The sequence below is a fragment of the Massilia yuzhufengensis genome (assembly GCF_900112225.1).
GTDB classification, from domain to species: domain Bacteria; phylum Pseudomonadota; class Gammaproteobacteria; order Burkholderiales; family Burkholderiaceae_D; genus Telluria; species Telluria yuzhufengensis.
Map to the genome: position 1 here is coordinate 12,532 of NZ_FOLD01000046.1, position 16,984 is coordinate 29,515.

At 66.7% G+C, this 16,984-nt stretch carries 18 protein-coding genes; 11 read left to right on the top strand and 7 right to left on the bottom strand.

The features are described from left to right. Positions 1–2 precede the first annotated feature (2 nt). Positions 3–2,291 (bottom strand): DOMON domain-containing protein, encoded by a 2,289-nt coding sequence (locus tag BM031_RS23825; RefSeq protein ID WP_177207886.1) that lies wholly within the window; start codon positions 2,289–2,291, stop codon positions 3–5. A gap of 65 nt (positions 2,292–2,356) precedes the next feature. After that, positions 2,357–4,741, bottom strand: coding sequence for a sensor domain-containing protein (locus tag BM031_RS23830; RefSeq protein ID WP_177207887.1), 2,385 nt, complete (start codon positions 4,739–4,741; stop codon positions 2,357–2,359). A gap of 181 nt (positions 4,742–4,922) precedes the next feature. On the opposite strand from BM031_RS23830, the gene arfB reads away from it, so the two are divergent. Both arfB and BM031_RS23840 read left to right on the top strand, forming a co-directional pair. Then, on the top strand, positions 4,923–5,318 hold the full coding sequence (arfB, locus tag BM031_RS23835; RefSeq protein ID WP_091877269.1) for an alternative ribosome rescue aminoacyl-tRNA hydrolase ArfB: 396 nt from the start codon (positions 4,923–4,925) through the stop codon (positions 5,316–5,318). Between the two features lie 62 nt (positions 5,319–5,380). Next, positions 5,381–6,070: a GNAT family N-acetyltransferase gene (locus BM031_RS23840; RefSeq protein WP_091877271.1), complete on the top strand. Its 690-nt coding sequence runs from the start codon at positions 5,381–5,383 to the stop codon at positions 6,068–6,070. A gap of 70 nt (positions 6,071–6,140) precedes the next feature. Here BM031_RS23840 and BM031_RS23845 read toward each other — a convergent pair whose 3' ends face one another. Then, entirely contained in the window at positions 6,141–6,593 is a 453-nt protein-coding gene (locus BM031_RS23845; protein WP_229409172.1) for a response regulator, read from the bottom strand. A gap of 294 nt (positions 6,594–6,887) precedes the next feature. Between BM031_RS23845 and BM031_RS23850 the strand changes: the two genes are divergently transcribed. The 3 genes from BM031_RS23850 to BM031_RS25345 all read left to right on the top strand — a co-directional run bounded on the left by BM031_RS23850 (position 6,888) and on the right by BM031_RS25345 (position 8,479). Next, positions 6,888–7,406, top strand: a complete 519-nt coding sequence (locus BM031_RS23850; RefSeq protein ID WP_091877275.1) for a GNAT family N-acetyltransferase — start codon at positions 6,888–6,890, stop codon at positions 7,404–7,406. Between the two features lie 338 nt (positions 7,407–7,744). Then, complete coding sequence (locus BM031_RS23855; RefSeq protein WP_177207888.1) at positions 7,745–8,278, top strand: RNA polymerase sigma factor; 534 nt, start codon at positions 7,745–7,747, stop codon at positions 8,276–8,278. 9 nt (positions 8,279–8,287) lie between these two features. Then, positions 8,288–8,479, top strand: coding sequence for a hypothetical protein (locus BM031_RS25345; RefSeq protein WP_143084701.1), 192 nt, complete (start codon positions 8,288–8,290; stop codon positions 8,477–8,479). 59 nt (positions 8,480–8,538) lie between these two features. Here the strand turns inward: BM031_RS25345 and BM031_RS23860 are convergent, their stop codons facing one another. Both BM031_RS23860 and imuA read right to left on the bottom strand, forming a co-directional pair. Continuing rightward, complete coding sequence (locus BM031_RS23860) at positions 8,539–10,104, bottom strand: Y-family DNA polymerase (protein ID WP_091877280.1); 1,566 nt, start codon at positions 10,102–10,104, stop codon at positions 8,539–8,541. Continuing rightward, positions 10,034–10,753, bottom strand: a complete 720-nt coding sequence (gene imuA, locus BM031_RS23865; RefSeq protein ID WP_091877283.1) for a translesion DNA synthesis-associated protein ImuA — start codon at positions 10,751–10,753, stop codon at positions 10,034–10,036. Before imuA ends, BM031_RS23860 begins: the two co-directional genes overlap by 71 nt. A 228-nt stretch (positions 10,754–10,981) precedes the next feature. Between imuA and BM031_RS23870 the strand changes: the two genes are divergently transcribed. From BM031_RS23870 to BM031_RS23880, 3 genes are read left to right on the top strand one after another with little or no spacing between them, the layout of a single operon-like run. Then, positions 10,982–12,220, top strand: coding sequence for a putative Na+/H+ antiporter (locus tag BM031_RS23870; protein WP_091877285.1), 1,239 nt, complete (start codon positions 10,982–10,984; stop codon positions 12,218–12,220). 19 nt (positions 12,221–12,239) lie between these two features. After that, entirely contained in the window at positions 12,240–12,662 is a 423-nt protein-coding gene (gene hepT, locus BM031_RS23875) for a type VII toxin-antitoxin system HepT family RNase toxin (protein ID WP_091877288.1), read from the top strand. Continuing rightward, positions 12,659–13,465: a hypothetical protein gene (locus BM031_RS23880; RefSeq protein WP_091877290.1), complete on the top strand. Its 807-nt coding sequence runs from the start codon at positions 12,659–12,661 to the stop codon at positions 13,463–13,465. The genes hepT and BM031_RS23880 overlap by 4 nt, the downstream gene beginning before the upstream one ends. Before the next feature lie 7 nt (positions 13,466–13,472). On the opposite strand, the gene BM031_RS23885 is transcribed toward BM031_RS23880, so the two are convergent. Further along, on the bottom strand, positions 13,473–14,561 hold the full coding sequence (locus BM031_RS23885; RefSeq protein ID WP_091877303.1) for an endonuclease/exonuclease/phosphatase family protein: 1,089 nt from the start codon (positions 14,559–14,561) through the stop codon (positions 13,473–13,475). A 269-nt stretch (positions 14,562–14,830) separates the two neighbouring features. Between BM031_RS23885 and BM031_RS23890 the strand changes: the two genes are divergently transcribed. Both BM031_RS23890 and BM031_RS23895 read left to right on the top strand, forming a co-directional pair. Then, complete coding sequence (locus BM031_RS23890; RefSeq protein ID WP_091877292.1) at positions 14,831–15,295, top strand: hypothetical protein; 465 nt, start codon at positions 14,831–14,833, stop codon at positions 15,293–15,295. Continuing rightward, positions 15,295–16,185 (top strand): DUF2145 domain-containing protein, encoded by an 891-nt coding sequence (locus BM031_RS23895; protein WP_091877294.1) that lies wholly within the window; start codon positions 15,295–15,297, stop codon positions 16,183–16,185. The genes BM031_RS23890 and BM031_RS23895 overlap by 1 nt, the downstream gene beginning before the upstream one ends. On the opposite strand, the gene BM031_RS23900 is transcribed toward BM031_RS23895, so the two are convergent. After that, positions 16,182–16,568: a VOC family protein gene (locus tag BM031_RS23900; protein ID WP_091877296.1), complete on the bottom strand. Its 387-nt coding sequence runs from the start codon at positions 16,566–16,568 to the stop codon at positions 16,182–16,184. The genes BM031_RS23895 and BM031_RS23900 overlap by 4 nt on opposite strands. A 168-nt stretch (positions 16,569–16,736) precedes the next feature. On the opposite strand from BM031_RS23900, the gene BM031_RS26165 reads away from it, so the two are divergent. Then, a partial coding sequence (locus BM031_RS26165; RefSeq protein ID WP_441293480.1) for an IS1/IS1595 family N-terminal zinc-binding domain-containing protein occupies positions 16,737–16,984 on the top strand: 248 nt, incomplete at its 3' end.

Sequence of the window (16,984 nt, forward strand, 5' to 3'; positions counted from 1 at the left end):
GCTCAGATCTCCCACTGCAGCTTGAGCGTGAGCGACTTGCTGCGATTGCCCACCAGCGGCAGCTTCTCGTCCACATAGCCTGCCGACACGATGCGGCCATGGCGCCACTGGTAGCGGTACAGCAGCGAGCGGTGCACCTGGCGCTCGCGCCACGTCTCCAGTTGCGTGACGCCGTCGTCGCGGCGTGCGGCCCAGGTGTTCTGCGCCAGCAGGCGGATCGAATCGCGCCGGCTGAAATGCAGGTTGGCGAGCCAGCGCCAGGCATTGTCGGCAAAGGCCGGATGGCCGAGCGTGCCCTGCACCCAGGCGCGGTTCCAGTGGTGGTCCAGTTCCAGCGACCAGCCGCGCGGCAAGGGAAAGCGCAGGCCGACGTCGAGCGTCGCGTTGCCGCCCGGTCCAACGCGGTCGGCATCGACATCGAGCTGGCGGCCCAGCGTCACTTCCCCCGCGATCTTCGACACCCACGCCCATGGCGTGGTCGCGAAGCCGAAGTGCAGCGCGCGCGTGTCGTGCAGCTCGCCTTTGGCGCGCCCGCGCTGGCGGTCGAAGCCGAGCTGGGTCCAGAACTCGGTCTGGCGCGACGCCGCGAACCACAAGCCCGGGCGCAGCTTGCGCTCCACCACCTCCATGCCGGCCTGGCCCAGCACCTCGTCGCGCAGGGTGCGGGTTTCGTGCAGGCCGAGGTGGGCTTCGAATTCGTGCAGGTCCAGTCCAAGCGCCGACTGCCGCCCCAGCACCCGGTTTACTTCTCCCACGAGCTTCACAATGCCGGCCTGCGGCACGAAGCCGTTGTCGTTGACGAAGCCGGGGCCGATCGCCTCCACCGTCAACTCGTTCCACCAGTGGCTGGAACTGTGGATGAATTTCCCGTGCAGGTAGGCGCCCGGCCGGCGCGCCGTGCGCAGCGGCTGCGTCGCCTCGTCGAAGCCGGACGTGGTGCGCGAGTGCATCGCGGTGACGCTGGCCTGGCGCTGGGCGCCGTCGCCGCCGGCGCCGCGCCACTGGGCGTCCATGCCGATCACTTCGTTGGCGCCCAGCCCTTCGTAGGCGCGCTGCGAGGCGAACGCCCCCAGCAGCAGGCCTTCGCCGTGCCAGCGCGTGCGCCACAGGCTCGCCTTGGTCGGCCGCAACTGGACATATTCAAGGGTCTCGTAGGCGCGGCCGCGCAGCACCACCCCGCCCTCCTGGTCGCGCAGGCTCATGGCGGTGGCGTCGGCGCCGGCCGAGCGCCAGGTGGCGCGCAGGCCCCAGGCGGGGTTGCTCACGGTGCGCGAGTAGAAGGCCGGCAGCGGCAGCCCGAGCACGTCGGCGCTCTCGAGGAAGAAGCCGCGCTTCTCCGGCAGGCTCAGGGCGATATTGCCGGCGCCCTGGGATACCGGCTGGTCCAGCTCCACCTGCGAATAGTCCGGGTTGATGGTGGCGTTGAACACCCAGTCGGCGCGCGGCCTGGCGTTGATCTCGAGGCCCAGGTCGGCCTGGTGGCCGCGCGTGCGCGCGCCGTCGGCCGCATTGCGGCCGGCGCGCAGCGTCAGTTCGGGCCGGAGCTCGATGAAGCGGCGGTCGCGCACCGCCGCCACCGTGTCGCCCATGCCCTCGACTTCCTGCAGGAAGGACAGGTGGCTCAGCGCGTCCAGGCGCAGCGGCGCGCTGACCAGCAAGGCGCCGTCGGCATGCGGGATGCTGCGCTCGACCAGCACGCGCCAGTCCTTGCCGCCGGTGTAGGGAAAGCGCAGGTTCGACAGCGGCCAGCGTACTTCCATGCTGTAGCCATCGGTCAGGCGCGTGACCGCGGCGTCGATCGGAAAGTCGGGGCCGAGGTCGGATTCGTCGCCGTCGGCGCGGTGCAGGCCGTCGCTCACCACGCCGGCCAGGTTCACGCGGACAAATTGGGCGGCGCGCCCGTGGCCGACCGGGTCGATCCAGATGCCGATGAAGTCCTGGTCCACGTCCACCTTGTCGCGCCGGGCCAGCGCGCCGCGCATCCGCGCCGGCGCCTCGTCCCAGGCGCGGATGCCAAACACCAGCGCGTCCTGGTCGACCAGCAGCCGCACAGTGGTGCGCAGGCCGGCCGGCAGGGGCTGGCCGTCGCGCGGGGCATGCTTGTGGAATGCGTCGAAGGCCGGCGCGCGCTGCCAGGCCGGCTCGTCCAGCCGGCCATCGAGGACCAGGGCGGCGCCGCTGTCGATGCGCGCGGCGCGCAGCTTGCGGCCTTCGTCGGCGGCGCCGGCTTCAGTGGCGAACAAGGCGCCGGACAGGATCAGGCCGGGAAGGCGAATCGATGGTGTGGGCACGCTGGAAGACGGTCGCTGGCTGGAGGGTCGGCGAGTGTAGCATGCGAAGATGACAGCACCCTACCCTAGTCAGGAAGCCGCTGGTCGCGCGCGACCATCTCTTGCAGCACGTCCTGGGGCAGCGCGGGGCTGAAGTAGTAGCCCTGCATCTGGTCGCAGTTGTGCTTGCGCAGGAAGGCGATCTGCTCGCGCGTCTCGACGCCTTCGGCCACCACCTTCAGCTTCAGGTTGTGCCCCAGCGCGATGATGGCGCGGGTGATGACGAGGTGGCCGTCATGGCCGACATTGCCCAGGAAGGAGCGATCGATCTTGATGTAATCGACCGGGAATTTCTGCAGGTGGCTCAGGCTGGAGTAGCCGGTGCCGAAATCGTCGATCGACAGCCGCACCCCTAGTGCCTTGAGCTGGCCGAGCACCCCCAGCGCGTCCTCGGGCTGCTCCATCAACTGGCTTTCGGTGACTTCGAGCTCAAGGTTGCGCGGGTCGACGCCATGGCGGCGCAGGGTCTCGCCCAGGCGTTCGGCGAACTGGCGCTGGCGAAGCTGGCGCGCCGACAAATTGACCGCAATCACGAAGTCGTCCATGCCCAGCGCGCGCATGGCCTTGAGCGCGCCGCAAGCCTCGTCGATCACCCATTCGCCCAGAGGCACGATCAGGCCGGTTTCCTCGGCCACCGGGATGAAGCGGTCGGGCGGAATCATGCCCTCTACCGGATGGCGCCAGCGCACGAGCGCCTCCGCCCCCACCACCTTACCGGTGCGCAGGTCGACCTTGGGCTGGTAGTCCAGCACCATCTCGTGCTCGCGGATCGCCCGGCTCAGGCTGGCTTCCAGCATGAGGTGCTCGTGCACGATCTGGTTCAATTCGGCCGAATAGAACTGGAAATTGTTCTTGCCGAGGGTTTTCGCGTGGTACATGGCGGCGTCGGCAGCGCGCATGATTTTTTCGGGCGTGTCGCCGTCTTCGGGAAACAGGCTGACGCCGATGCTGGTGCCGGGGAAAATCTCCTGGCCGTTCATGAGCACCGGCGCCATGACGCCGCGTCGGATCCGCTCGACCAAGTCGGCGATGCTCTCATGGCTGGCCGGGTTACACATGAGCAGGACGAATTCGTCGCCGCCGACGCGCGCGATGACGTCGTCTTCGCGCATGTTCTCGCGCAGGCGCTGGGCGGTTTCACGCAGCACATGGTCGCCCGCCGCGTGGCCGAAGTTGTCGTTGATGTGCTTGAAGTTGTCCAGGTCGAGGAAGGCCAGCGCCACCATGCTGCCCGCGTGCTGCGCGTGGTCGATGGCAAAGCGCAGCCGTTCCTGCAGCAGGGTGCGGTTGGCCAGGCCGGTCAGCGGGTCGTGGTGGGCCAGGTGGTGCAGCCGGCGCTCGTAGTGGCGCGCCTCGGTGATGTCATTGATGACGCCGACAAAGTGGGTGATGTCGCCGTCGATGTTCGACACCGGGTCGATGCGCAGGTCGTTCCAGAAGATGTCGCCGTTCTTGCGGGAATTACGCAGCACGGCGCGCACGCTTTCCTTGCGCTTGAGCGCGTCGCGGATACGGCGCCGCTCGTCCTCGTCGCAGCCGGGGATGCCCATGAAGCGCGGGTCGCGGCCGCGGATCTCGGCCAGCGTATAACCGGTGATGCGCTCGAAGGCTGGATTGACATACTCGATGCGATGCTCGCCCTCTTCGCAATAGGTGATGACGATGGCATTCAGGCTCGAGTAGATGGCGCGCTCGCGTACCCGCAACCCCAGTTCGGCCTGCTTGCGCGCAGAGATGTCCAGCCCGGTGCCGAAGACGCAGGGGACATTGCCCAGGCTGGTACGGGCGCATTGGAACAGGAAAGCAGTGCGTTTGCCATGCTTGCCGATCAGCTCGGCCTCATGCGTGGAGCAGCCGTATTCGAAGGCGCTGAGGATTTTCTCGACGATGAGCGGGCGGTCCTTCTCGTCGAAGAAGAACTTGACGTTGGAGGTCGGCAGCTCCTTGGCTTCCATCTCGAGCGCTTCTTCAAGCGGCTTGTTCCATAGCAGCAGGTGGCCGCTCTGGTCGATGACGTAGAACACGCAGGGCAGCGACTCGATGATGTCGGCCACCGGCAGGTCCTGGATCAGGGCGTAGCGCGGCGGCAGCTGCCCGGCGCGCGGAATCACGATGACGCTGAAGGTGCCTGCCTGCTCGACATCGAAGGACTGGGGCGCCACCATGATCCGCACCCCCAGGCGGCGGCCGTCGGCGCACTTGAGCACGCCGTCGTTCTCGGCATCGGCGCGCGCCGCGATGCGCGGCGTGGGGCCGGGCGGATCGTCGAACTCGATGATCCGCTCGAGCGTCATGCCGTCGATATCGGCCGCCGGGTAGCCGGCCAGCTTTTCGCAGGCCTTGTTCCAGCTCGTGACGGCGCCAGCGGCATCGACGACAAATACTGCAAGGGGCAAGGGCGACAGGTTCAAAGCTCCTCCTGTGGGTGGCGGCGCGATCGTCCGCGCCGCACGCAGTGAGCACGTAAATACATGATAGCGCAGCAATCGATCAGGGGCGAAGCCTAAATTTGTGTCGTGCGGCAAGAGCTCAACAGTAGTAGCGCGTTTACAATGCGTGTACGGGCCGCAAGACGGCCACATGGAACAGTCAATGGCAGTCATCAATCCAGCGGAAGTGACATTCAGCGCGATACGGGCGCAGGGACCGGGCGGGCAGAACGTCAACAAGGTCTCGTGCGCGGTGCATGCGCGCTTCGACGTGGCGGCCTCGTCGCTGCCGGCGGCGCTCAAGGAGCGCCTGCTGGCGCTGCGCGACAGCCGCATCACGCAGGAAGGCGTGATCGTCCTGAAAGCCCAGCAATCGCGCAGCCTGGAGCAGAACAAGGAAGATGCGCTGCGCCGCCTGCAGGCGATGGTCGATGAAGCGGCCGTGGTGCAGGCAATCCGCCGCCCCACCCGCCCAACGCGCGGCTCGCAGCTGCGCCGGCTCGACGCCAAGACCCGCAGCAGCCATACCAAGTCCCTGCGCGGCAAGGTCAGCGAGTAGGCCGGCCCGGGCTGGCCTGCCGCTGCGACTGGCGGTATCATCGCCGCATGAACGAGCTTGCCATGTCCCCTTCCCTGCAGGCCCTGCTCGACCAGCCGGTCTGGTCGGCGCTGGATGGCGGCCACCGCCACCTCGCCCTCGGCGGCCTGCTCGCCAGGCGCTATCCGCGCGAGATCGGGCCGTTCGCGGCGCTGGCCGACGGCGGCCGCGAATCCTGGGACGCGCTGGCGGGCCTGCTCGCACCGGATGAAGCCGCGATGCTGGTCACGCCGCATGCGGTGCCGGCCGCGCCCGGTTTCATGGTGACGCCGCTCGACCCGGTATTGCAGATGGTGGCCACGCGCGCGCCCGCGCCCTCAAACCTGCCCTTCCTGGTGCTGGGCGAGGCGGACGCGCCCGAGATGCGGGCGCTGGCCGGGCTGACCAACCCTGGCCCGTTCGCGCAGCGCACCCACGAGCTGGGCGAGTTCATCGGCATCCGCGAGGGCGGCATGCTGGCCGCGATGACGGGCGAGCGCATGCGCCCCGATGGCGCCACCGAGGTCAGCGCCGTATGCGTGCACCCCGGGCACCGCGGCAAGGCCCATGCGCGCCACCTGCTGGCCGAGCGCACCCGGCGCATTGTCGAGGCCGGTCGGCAGCCTTTCCTGCATGTCTATCCCGGCAACCACGGCGCGATCGCCTTATACGAGTCGCTCGGCTATGCGGTGCGCGCCCGGCTGCACCTGACGCGGGTCGCGCTCGCCGCCTGAGCGGCGGATACGGAGAAACTGCGGCAGGTGTTTGCCGTGGTGCGGGACTGAAGCAGGCTGCGCGCCGCGTTCAGGTGCGCAGCAGCTTGAGGAGCTGGTCGATGCGGTAGGGTTTGGCGATGAACAGCTGCCTCAAGGGACGGTCGGCGAACAGGGATGGCGCCATATAGCCCGAAGCCAGCACGATCTTCACCTTGGGGTAGCGTTCGTTGACCTGGTCCGCCAGTTCGATGCCGGTCATGCCGGGCATCATGACGTCGGACACCACCGCATCGATGTCGGGATGGGCGGCCAGCATGGCCAGGGCATCGGCGCCCGAGTAGGCGACCATGGTGTCCATGCCATGCGCCGACAGCAGCACTTCTGCCAGGTCGGCGACGTCGGCCTCGTCATCGACGATCAGGACCTTGCGCACGCCCATGAGCGGCGCGCCCGCATCTTGCCCGGGTTCCTGCGCGCCGCCAGGCACATACCCTGGGCGTCCTTTACCGGTAAACACACGGCTGTTAATCGAACCAAACACACAGCCTCCATCATTGAGTTGCCTGATTGCCGGTGCACGGAATGTACGCGGCAGATGGCGCCAGTATGGCCCAAGCCAGGTGAATGAAGCGCTCGGTTAGCCTCAGGAAATGCGGTGCTTAAGCAATGGAGGAGTTCATGCCTCTGTAGAAAGCTGAGGCGTTTTACGCAGCCTGGGTCGTTTGCCGCCGATGTGACACTCTGCGATTTTTCGTCCCTGGCGAGCTGCTATGCTGGGTGCAAGGACCGGGTACCGACGGTGAACACCATTTCAACATGGAAGAATGCGCTTTTCATGGATCAAGCCCTGACGTTTTCCGTACCTCGCCTTCACACAGACCGGCTCACGCTTCGGGAATATCGTGTCGACGACTTCGATTTGTTTGCAGATCATTTGTTGAACGCTGAAAGCTCGGCGTATTTGGGTTCGGCAGACCGCCAGAGCGCCTGGCGCATCTTCAACTCCCATGCTGGAATGTGGCTCCTGAACGGGGCGGGTTGGTGGTCGATCGAGGACCGGCAGACAGGTCAGCTGCTTGGCACTGTGGGGGCGTTCTTCCGCTGCGATTCCACTGTGATGGAGATGGGATGGAATACCTATCGCGCATTCTGGGGACAAGGTATTGCGAACGAAGCGGCGGCGGCGGTGTTGGCATATGGGTTCGAGGTTCGGCGTGAGCCGAAGCTGCGGGCACTGATCTCGGCTGGGAATGCATCATCGCGTCGTGTTGCCGAGCGCCTGGGCATGAGCTACGAAATGAAGACTGAGCTGAACGGCAAGGAAATCGACTGTTATACGCGTGAGCGTACCTGAGGCGGCTGCCAGCCGCCCTATGCAGATGGTGCAGCAACAGCAGTTCTCCGCTTGGTTGTCCGGCTCTGGGAATGTTTCTTTTGCGGTCAAGGGAATGCGCTTTCGGGCCTGTTCGAGCTGCCGCTGGCGCTGCATCCCGACATCCCGCTGCGCATGTCCAACGTCACTTTGAAGATTTTCTTAGCAAGCCTGAATCCAATATCAAGTTTCCGACGTATATACGTATGACGATTTTCAATTTCCTCATACTGTAAACGAGTGGACCTGTATGCTTCTTCGTACCGCACGCACACCCGTGGCCCTGGCACTCGCCTGTTTCTTCAGTACGCCTGAAAGAAGTGGCACATGGCGATTCCACGGCATTCGGAGAGCTGTACCGGATGTCGGCTCCCGGGCTCCTGTCACATGCGTGGCGCTTCGTGCGTAGCCGCGAGGCGGCCGAGGAGGTAGTACAGGAAAGTTTTATTGGAATCTGGCGTAACGCCGGGCATTTCGATCAGTCGCGTTCGCAGGCAATGACCTGGATGTCGACGATTGTTCGTTTCAAGTCACTGGACTACCTGCGTGGCGAGAAGCGATATCGTCTTGGGCCGGGAGACCATGACGCCAATGGCGACCAACCCGATACTGCAATGGGCCCCGAAGCGGCAGCCGAGATGTCCCAGCAAATCGTAATCATGAACTATCACCTGGCATCGCTTCATCCTTCACAGCGCAAGGTGATCGAACTCGCCTATTTTTCCGAACTGAGCCACAGTGAGGTCGCGCGCGAAATGATCGCCCCTCTGGGAACAGTGAAAACGCATATCAGGCGCGGCTGTGCAAGCTTGCGCAAGCACTTCGAATCCCACGCAATCCAAGGTCAGCAGTGAAGACTTCACATGATTAAACGAACAGACATCGCCACTGCCTTCAAGGTCGACCTGGCGGTCGACATGGCGGCCACCCGGGGCGTGTTATTTGCGGCACGATTCCTCGACAGGCAACAAGTACCGACGGGAGTGTCACTGCGAGCGCTCGGCGAGACATCAGGCGGCCGGCGCGAACCTGCGCAAGATACCGATCCTGCCTGACCAGGCGTATGGCCAGGCTGCGGGGGAGCAGCGCTGCCGGGAGTCGAACGCGCGTCGGCCTAGCCGAACAAGCCATGCAAATACCAGCGCGGCTCGGCATCGTCGCCGGAACCCACGATGCGTTCGCGATAGATCCAGTACAGCGTATGGTCCTTCCCTTCCGCGATGAAATAGTCGCGGGTTTGGGTGTCGCTCCACCAGCCGGCCTCGATGCGTTCGGGGGTGGACGCCACCTTGAGCTCCGAACTATAGAACGGCCGGTGGTTGCGCATGAGTAGCGCGATCGGCTTGGCCAGCAGCCAGCTCGGGCGCGGCAGGCTGGCGACGTCGAGCGGCAGGCGCGCCGCGCGTTCGGCCGCGCGCACCTTTTGCTGCACCGGCACCCATTCGTTGGCGACCTCGGGCCGGTAGTCGGCCTGCGGCAGCGCCTGCAGCACGTTATCCGGCCCCAGCCGCGCCACCAGCAGCTCCAGCATGCGCATGCGGTCTTCCTCGGTGCCGCCCGGCTCGGGAAACAGCGACTCGGTCGGCGGCGCCATGGCCTTGACCTGGGCGGCTTCCAGCACCAGCCCGATCACCGGGCCCGGCAGCTCCTGCTTGGCGAGGCGTTCGCGCAGCAGGCGCACCAGGTGCTCGTCGCGCCAGGTGGGTTCGGCCAACGCGATCTCGAGCGGCGTGGGCGGCATGGCCACCCGCCCCCGCTCGTGCTCCATGAACAGCGTGATGCGTTCCACGGCGAGCTGGCGCGCGCACAGCCAGCCGGTGAGCTGCGACACCAGGTAGTGGGCGCCGGCCAGCAACAGGTCGGCCGATTCGATGCGGTCGAACAGTTCCAGCCGGGCCCGGAAACTTTCGGGCGGCACGATCCAGTCATACAGCTCGGGCGACATGCCGTAGGCGGCGTCGAGCATGTCGAGCAGTTCGCGCCCGCAGCGCCGCTGCAGGCCGGGGCGCGGCAGGCGCCGCAGCTCGCCCAGTTGCTCGCAGCCGATGCCCTCGAACCAGGACATATATGGCCAGGCCGGCGGCAGCAGCGCTACCGGCAGACGTTCAAGGCGGCGTTCGAGCGAGGCCATGCGCAGCACGCGGCTGCCGCACTTGCCGCCGACACCGCCCTTGGCGCCAACGCCACTTCCACTGCTATTGCCATTACCACCGCCATTGCCGATGCGGTTGGCGCCCCAGCGCGCCAGCAGCCAGGCCCCGCGCGCGGTCGGTGCGCAGCTGACTGCGCCGGTGAAGCCGAGCGCGCGCAGGCTGGCGCGCACGCGCGCGCACAGGGCGCGGATGCCGCCGAACAGGCGCAGGCTGGCCCCGATATCGAGCAGCAGCGTCGCTTCTTCGGCCAGGGTGACCTGGGGCGTGTACTGCAGCATGGCCAGCGCGACCGCGTCCAGCGCCTCGGCTTCGCGCGCGGCGCTGCGCTCGTGCAGCCGGGCTTCGGGCATGAGCATGAGCACGCCGCCGCGCCGCATGCCGCGCCCGACGCCGGCCGCACGCGCCAGCGGCGATACGGCCAGCACGCGCTCCTGCTCCAGCACGACGCTGCCGGTATCACTGCACCAGCTCGGGCTGAAGACTTCGAGCGGTAGCTGGGGTAGGGACAGGCCGATCCACAAACGCATGTCGTTGCAGTAAAGAAGGAGTGAGGGGCAGGAACAGCGGCGCGTCGCGCTGCGGTCCCCGGCGTTTGACGAAATCGATGTGCATGCCGCCCGCGGCCGGACGCAGCGCCAACCGCAAGGGCGCGGGCGAAGCGTCTTGCGCGGCCGCCAGCGGGCGCAGCATGAAGAACAGGGTTTCGCCGGCCTGGGCCGCCAGGTGCAGGCGGCGCAGGCTTTCGCCACGGGCGTGGTTGGCCCAGAACAGCAGCGCGCCGCAACTGCCGCTGCGCAGCACTTGTTCGGCCGCCCACAGCGTATCGGCACTGCGGCTGGAGCGCAGCCACAGCAGTTGCGACGGCGGCAGGCCAAGCGCGGCCAGCGCCAGGGCTTGCGGTGGATGGGGCGGCTGCAGCAGGACGATGCGGCGTTCGGCGCAGGCTTCCAGGGCCGGGCGCAGCAGGCGCATTTCGCCGATGCCGGGCTGCTGCAGCAGCAGCTCGACCAGGGCGCCGGAAGGCCAGCCGCCGCCGGGCAGCTGGGACGTGAGGGCCGCATGCCCGGTATCGACGCAACGCGTGCTGGAGCGGGCCAGCTGCGAGGCACGCCAAAGCGAAGGGTGCAAGGCCTCCGGCGCAACCGGAGTTGCGCCCAGAATGGGTGAGCAGTTCATGATAGTCTAGCAAAAGTACTGTATGTTTATACAGTACCCGCTACGCCAGGCTTTGGCAAGATGTATTCAATTCGGCCATACCAGTCGGGCGATTGGTATTGACAGAAACTAAACGTGTGCAGCGTCCGGAAATCCCGGCAGCATAGATGAAACATGGAATAATGGCGGCTCTTCCATTTACACCTAGACAATGACCAATCTGTCTCCCGCACGCCACGGAGCCCGCGCATGACCACGCTCCAACTCGTCGGCGCCATCCTGTTCGCCATCGCCCTGGTCCATACTTTTTCCACCAAGCTGTTCCACTCGCTGGCCAAGCGCCATCCGCGCCACGCCGGGGTGTTCCACCTGCTGGGCGAAGTCGAGGTGGTGTTCGGTTTCTGGGCCTTCGTGCTGGTGCTGGCCATCGCCCTGCTGGCCGGGGGCGATGCGGCCATCAATTACGCCGAAACACGCCAGTACACCGAGCCGCTGTTCGTGTTCGTCGTCATGGTGATCGCGGCCTCCCGGCCGGTGCTGGACGCCGTGCGCGACCTGCTGGCCTTGCTGTCCCGGCTGGCCCCGGGCCGCACCGAGGTGGCGCTGTGCTGGTTCGGGCTGGCGCTGGTGCCCCTTGGCGGCTCCCTGATCACCGAGCCGGCCGCGATGACGCTGGCCGCCCTGATGCTGGCGCCCCAGGTGTTCCGGCCCGGCATCCCGGAGTGGCTCAAGTACGGCGCGCTCGGCGTGCTGTTCGTGAATGTCTCGATCGGCGGCACCCTCACTTCCTACGCCGCGCCGCCGGTGCTGATGGTGGCCGGCGCCTGGGGCTGGGACAGCGCTTTCATGGCCAGCACTTTCGGCTGGCGCGCCGCGCTCGCAGTGTGCATCAACGCCAGCGTGGTCACCCTGCTGCTGCGCCGTTACCTGGCGCCGCACGCGGTGGTGGCGGACGTGCGCATGCCGCTCGTCGTGTCGGCCATCCACCTGGCCATGCTGGCCGGCGTGGTGCTGCTGGCCCACCACCCGGTGCTGTTCATCGGCCTGTTCCTGCTCTTCCTCGGCTATACCCAGGCCTACCCGAAGCACCAGTCGCCGCTGATCCTGAAGGAAGGTTTGCTGGTCGGCTTTTTCCTGGCCGGGCTGGTGCTGCTGGGCGGCATGCAGCAGTGGTGGCTGCAGCCGCTGGTGTCCAGCCTCGAGCCCACTGCCCTGTTCTTCGGCGCGCTGGCCCTGACGGCAATCACCGATAATGCGGCCCTGACCTATCTCGGTTCGCTCATCGAGGGACTGTCTGACCACGCCAAGTACATGCTGGTAGCCGGCGCGGTCGGCGGCGGCGGGCTGACCGTGATCGCCAACGCGCCCAACCCGGCCGGCGCCGCGCTGCTGCGCGATGGCTTCCGCGACGGCTCGATCGGGATGGGCGGATTGTTCCTGGGCGCGCTCGGCCCCACCTGCGTGGCGGCGGCGCTGTTCCTCATCTGACACGGCCAAGGGAGTGGCAATGGACGACGATATCCTGGTACACAAGGCCGGCACCATCGAACGCTGCTGCCGCCGCGCGCGCGACGAATACGAGAAAAACCCGGCCACCTTCACCGACGACCTCACGCGCCAGGACGCGGCCACCCTCAACGTGATCCGCGCCTGGGAAGCGGCGATCGAAATGGGCGACTACGTGATCGGCAACGCCCGGCTCGGCCTGCCCCAGGACGAGCGCGAAGTCATCACCCTGCTGGCCGAACACGGCTGGATCGCGCCGGCCCTGGCCGAAGACCTCAAGCGCACCGGCGAATTCTGCCGCGCCGAATGGGATTACCAGGAAGCGCCGCTGCCGGCGCTGGTGACGATCCTCAAGCGCGGGCTGGACGACTTTACGGTGTATGCGCAGGCGCTGGTGGCGGGCGCCGGGACGGGCGCCACATGAGCACCAGGCCACAGGTGGTCATCGACCCACGCCAGCAACAGGTCAGCCAGCTGGACGAGGCAGGCCGGCACGCCGAAGCCCTGGCCCTGCTGCAGGAACTGTATGCCGAGGCCGAAGCCGAGCCGGCGCCGGAGCGGACCCGCTATTTCATGACGATGTTCCAGTGGAAGATGCTGACTGAAAATTATCCGCCGGCCAGCACGGCCCTGGCCGCCGTCCGCGACGATCAGGCCACGCGCTTCCTCGCCGGCGAGATGTACAGCGGAAGCGGCGGCGACAATCATGGCAGCAGCAAGGAAGCGCCGTGGCAGCGGGTGTCGCGTTTCTCGCTCATCGTCGACATGAACCGCACGCTCGCCGATCCGCGCGCGACCCACGCACTGTTCCTGCAGCTGGAAGCCGCCTCGCCGGAACTGGCCCGCCGCCATGCCTGGCAGGCGCTGCCCGACATCGTCGCGGCAGGCGACTTCACGCTCGCCGACCGCTACCGCCGCGACCCGCTCGCCCTGCTCGGCGACGTGAAGGAAAACGCGCGCAGCATGCCGCTGTTCCCGCCTCCCGGCCAGGCCCCGCGCCTGAGCGCCGAGCTGTCCAACCTGGCTGGCGATGTGCGTGTCGGCATCGCCGTGCTGCGCGGCCTGGGACGCGCGGAGGAAGCCGATGCCTTGCGCGCGGCGCTGCTGGCCGGACTCCCACCGGGGCAACTGCGCGACCTGGCGGAACGCGAACTCGATGAGCGGGGAACGATCCACCGCGCGCTCGCCGCGCACCAGATGACGCTCGAGGACCGCGACACGGCCTAGGAGCGCCCTAAGCCTGCGGCTCGTGCACGTCCGACACTTCCACATCCTCGGCCGCGATCTTTTCCTCGGCCAGCGCGTGGTCTTCCTCGTCCGCCTCCAGCCCTTCCTGGTCGGCCCCGCGCGCGCTGTCGTAGGTGAGCTCGACCAGCATCGGGAAGTGGTCCGAGCCGAAGGAAGGCAGGCGCTCGATGTGGGACAGCGTGAAATGGTCGCTGTGGAACAGATGGTCGAGCGGCCAGCGGGCGAACCAGTAGTGGGCGTGGAAGGTATTGAACATGCCGCGTCCGATGCGCGGGTCGAGCAGGCCACTGATCTTGCGGAACAGCCGGGTCGTGGTCGACCACGCCACGTCGTTCAGGTCGCCCGCGACGATCACCGGTGTCTCCAGGCCGGCCTCGGCCACGCTCTTGGCCACCACCAGCAGCTCGGCGTCGCGCTGGGTCGATTCCTCGTGCTCGGTCGGGCTGGGCGGGGTCGGGTGCAGGAAGTGCATGCGCACTTTTTTCCCGCAGGGCAGCCGCACCAGGGTATGCATCGACGGAATGTCGTCTTCGACCAGGAACTGGATCGCGCTGTCTTCCAGCCGCAGGCGCGAATACACATGCATGCCGTACAGGTTGTCCAGAGCGCACTTCATGGTGTGCGGGTAGTCTTTTTCCAGCACATCGAGCCGCTCCTGCCACCACGCATCCGTTTCCAGCGTCACGAAAATATCGGGCTTGTGCTGGCGGATCAGGGCGATCAGGCCGTCGGTGTTGCGGTTCGGCGTCAGCACGTTGGCAGTCAGGATACGGAACTGGCGATTATTTTCAGCGGCGACCGCGGGTTTTACCTCGCGGCGAAACAGCTTGGTGTACGGGATGATCCACCAGGCCTGGTAGGCCGTGCAGGCGGCGTTGAGCACGACCAGCAGCCAGAAGGTCTTGCCCTGCCAGTCGAGCAAAGCAAACTGCCCGGCCAGCACCGCCAGGGACAGGATGGCCAGCTGCAGGCGCGGGAAATCCCAGTCGCGGATCCACCATGCCGGACACCGCAACAATGGCAGCAGCGTCGCAAGGACAATGATAGCAACCAGGATGACGAAGGTGGATAGCATGGCAGTCTCGAAGCGGTTGATCGGCGTAACGCAAAAATGCGAATCCACTATGCGCTTGGAGAGAACTGCGGTCTGTGCGCTAGCGTGCGCAGCGCACAGATAAATGCCCGTCTGAAATTACTTGCCAGAAGCGCGAGCGCCCGCGTACATACGCTTGTTCATCATGGATTATTACAAGAACTTACCAATTCGCCCCTCCCCTGCCTTCTCAACCGTGCGCGCGACTTGTACCATAGACGCCATCCAGCCAGACCACACGAAAGACCTTCATGACCTTCACCAATGTCTCGCGCGCCCTTTGCCTGACCGCCTTCGCGGCTGCCTGCGCCGCGCCAGTCCACGCCACCAGCTTCACCTCGTCCGCCTCCAGCGCCGGTTCGGCCTCGTCGGGCAGCGTGTCCGACTCGATCGGCGCCTCCAGCAACAGCTCCAGTGACGACAAGCGCGTCGCCGCCGGCGAATACCGCGTGATCGACGTCTCCCAGGCCCCGGCCAAGCTGGACACCACCCGCGTGACCCTGCGCGCCGTCGCCGCCGGCCCGGCGCGCGAGTTTTATCTCGACCTGCCCAACCGCGCCCTGGCCGAGCGCCGGGTGAACGCGGGCGAACTGGTACAGGTCAACGAGCGCGTGTACGGCTACGAATTCGCCCACGCCGACACCAAGCGCCCGTTCTTCCTGGCGCTGCAGGACGACTGGTACCGCGACCTGGCCTCGCGCAAAGTCACGATCTGATGTTGTCCAGGCTCGCTGCCGGCGCGCTCCTGCTGGCCGCGAGCGCGGGCGCCAGCGCCGGCCTGCCGGTGTTCTGCCAGCAGTCGATCGACATCAGCGCCGCGGAACAAGACCGCGTGCTGCGCTTCGCCGGCGTGGTCAAGGGGGAGCTGGAACGCTCCGGCGCCGGGGTCGCGCTCATTGCGCGCGCCGGCCTGGACCTGAGCCGCTTCGGCCAGCTGTATTCGCACGCCGGCGTCGCCCTGCGCGACAATCCGGGCGGCGCCTGGGCCGTGCGCCAGCTGTACTACGCCTGCGACGAATCGCGCCCGCGCCTGTTCGACCAGGGCGTGGCCGGCTTCGCGCTGGGGGCCGATACGCCCGCGCGCGGACACGTCTCGCTGTTATTCCTGCCCGAACAGGACGGCGCGCTGCTGGAGCAGGCCGCGCTCGACCGGCGCCTGGCGCTGGCGCTGCTGGCCGGCCAGTACAGCGCCAACGCCTATGCCTACGGCACCCGCTACCAGAACTGCAACCAGTGGGTGGCCGAGCTGCTCGCCAGCGCCTGGGGACGCCTGGCCGGCCAGCGGCCGCGCGAAGACGCGCAGGGCTGGCTGCGCAGCCAGGGCTATACCGCCGGTCCGGTAAAAATTCCTTCGCACTGGATGATGTTCGCCGGGCAGTTCGTGCCCCTGGTGCACGTGGATGACCATCCGGTGGAAGACCTGCACGCCCTCGCGCTGCAGGTGAGCGTACCGGCCTCGATCGAAGCCTTCGTGCGCCGCCAGGCGCCGCAGACCCGCCGCGTGGAGCTGTGCCACACCGCGCAGCGCATCGTCGTGCGGCGTGGATGGGAGCCGCTCGGTGCGGCCTGCGAAGCGGGGCCAGGCGACGAAGTCATCGGCCTCTAGCGCCCGGCGAAATTCAGGATATTTCCGTCAGGGTCTTTTAGCCACGCCACCTTCATCCCGCCGCCGATGTGGATGTCGCCTTCGCGCTGCATGCCTTCCATGTCGTAGTGCTCGAAGCTGGCGCCCCTGGCTTTCAGGGCCGCCACCACTTCGCCGATGCGCTCGCCGACATCCCAGGTGATGGCGGTGGCCTGGTTGGTCCCGGCAAATTCAGAGCGATAGACGTAGATCTGCGAGTTGCCGCTCTTGAAGGACAGGACTTCGCCGCCGGTGCAAGCGGCCGCCTCGCCTTCCTGCAATCCCAGTACCTGACTGTAGAACGCCCTTGCCTTCTCGATATCGCGTACACCGACCGTCGCAATTGCTTCCATGTTCGACAACATGATCGCCTCCTCACGAGTTGGGGTACCAGCGTACTGCGATCGGCGTGCGGTGTGCGCACCCTTGCCGCGCGCATAACAAAAGGCGCTGTCACCCTTGGCTATGGATGAGGATTGAACTGTCGAGCTGCGCCACGGTCCAAACCGTATCGCCATCCCACGGAGCCTTCCATGCGTTCGCCCCGCTTCAAGAAGTGGTTCGCCGCCCTGCCGGTGCTGAACCAGCCCCAGCGCCTTCAAGTGATCGACGCCTTGCGCCCGGCGGCCGGGCTCGATCAATTGCTGGCGCTGCTCGACGGGTTCCGAACCGAGCGCTGCTGTCCTGCATGCGCCAGCACGCGCTGGCGCCGGCATGGCCAGGCCAATGGCTTGCAGCGCTACCGCTGCCGGGAATGCCGGCGTACTTTCAACGACCTGAG

Coding starts and splice junctions, on each gene's coding strand:
- arfB (WP_091877269.1), top strand. CDS start 4,923: ATGGCAGTCATCAATCCAGCGGAAGTGACATTCAGCGCGATACGGGCG.
- BM031_RS23840 (WP_091877271.1), top strand. CDS start 5,381: ATGTCCCCTTCCCTGCAGGCCCTGCTCGACCAGCCGGTCTGGTCGGCG.
- BM031_RS23850 (WP_091877275.1), top strand. CDS start 6,888: ATGGATCAAGCCCTGACGTTTTCCGTACCTCGCCTTCACACAGACCGG.
- BM031_RS25345 (WP_143084701.1), top strand. CDS start 8,288: ATGATTAAACGAACAGACATCGCCACTGCCTTCAAGGTCGACCTGGCG.
- BM031_RS23860 (WP_091877280.1), bottom strand. CDS start 10,104: ATGCGTTTGTGGATCGGCCTGTCCCTACCCCAGCTACCGCTCGAAGTC.
- imuA (WP_091877283.1), bottom strand. CDS start 10,753: ATGAACTGCTCACCCATTCTGGGCGCAACTCCGGTTGCGCCGGAGGCC.
- BM031_RS23870 (WP_091877285.1), top strand. CDS start 10,982: ATGACCACGCTCCAACTCGTCGGCGCCATCCTGTTCGCCATCGCCCTG.
- hepT (WP_091877288.1), top strand. CDS start 12,240: ATGGACGACGATATCCTGGTACACAAGGCCGGCACCATCGAACGCTGC.
- BM031_RS23880 (WP_091877290.1), top strand. CDS start 12,659: ATGAGCACCAGGCCACAGGTGGTCATCGACCCACGCCAGCAACAGGTC.
- BM031_RS23885 (WP_091877303.1), bottom strand. CDS start 14,561: ATGCTATCCACCTTCGTCATCCTGGTTGCTATCATTGTCCTTGCGACG.
- BM031_RS23890 (WP_091877292.1), top strand. CDS start 14,831: ATGACCTTCACCAATGTCTCGCGCGCCCTTTGCCTGACCGCCTTCGCG.
- BM031_RS23895 (WP_091877294.1), top strand. CDS start 15,295: ATGTTGTCCAGGCTCGCTGCCGGCGCGCTCCTGCTGGCCGCGAGCGCG.
- BM031_RS23900 (WP_091877296.1), bottom strand. CDS start 16,568: ATGTTGTCGAACATGGAAGCAATTGCGACGGTCGGTGTACGCGATATC.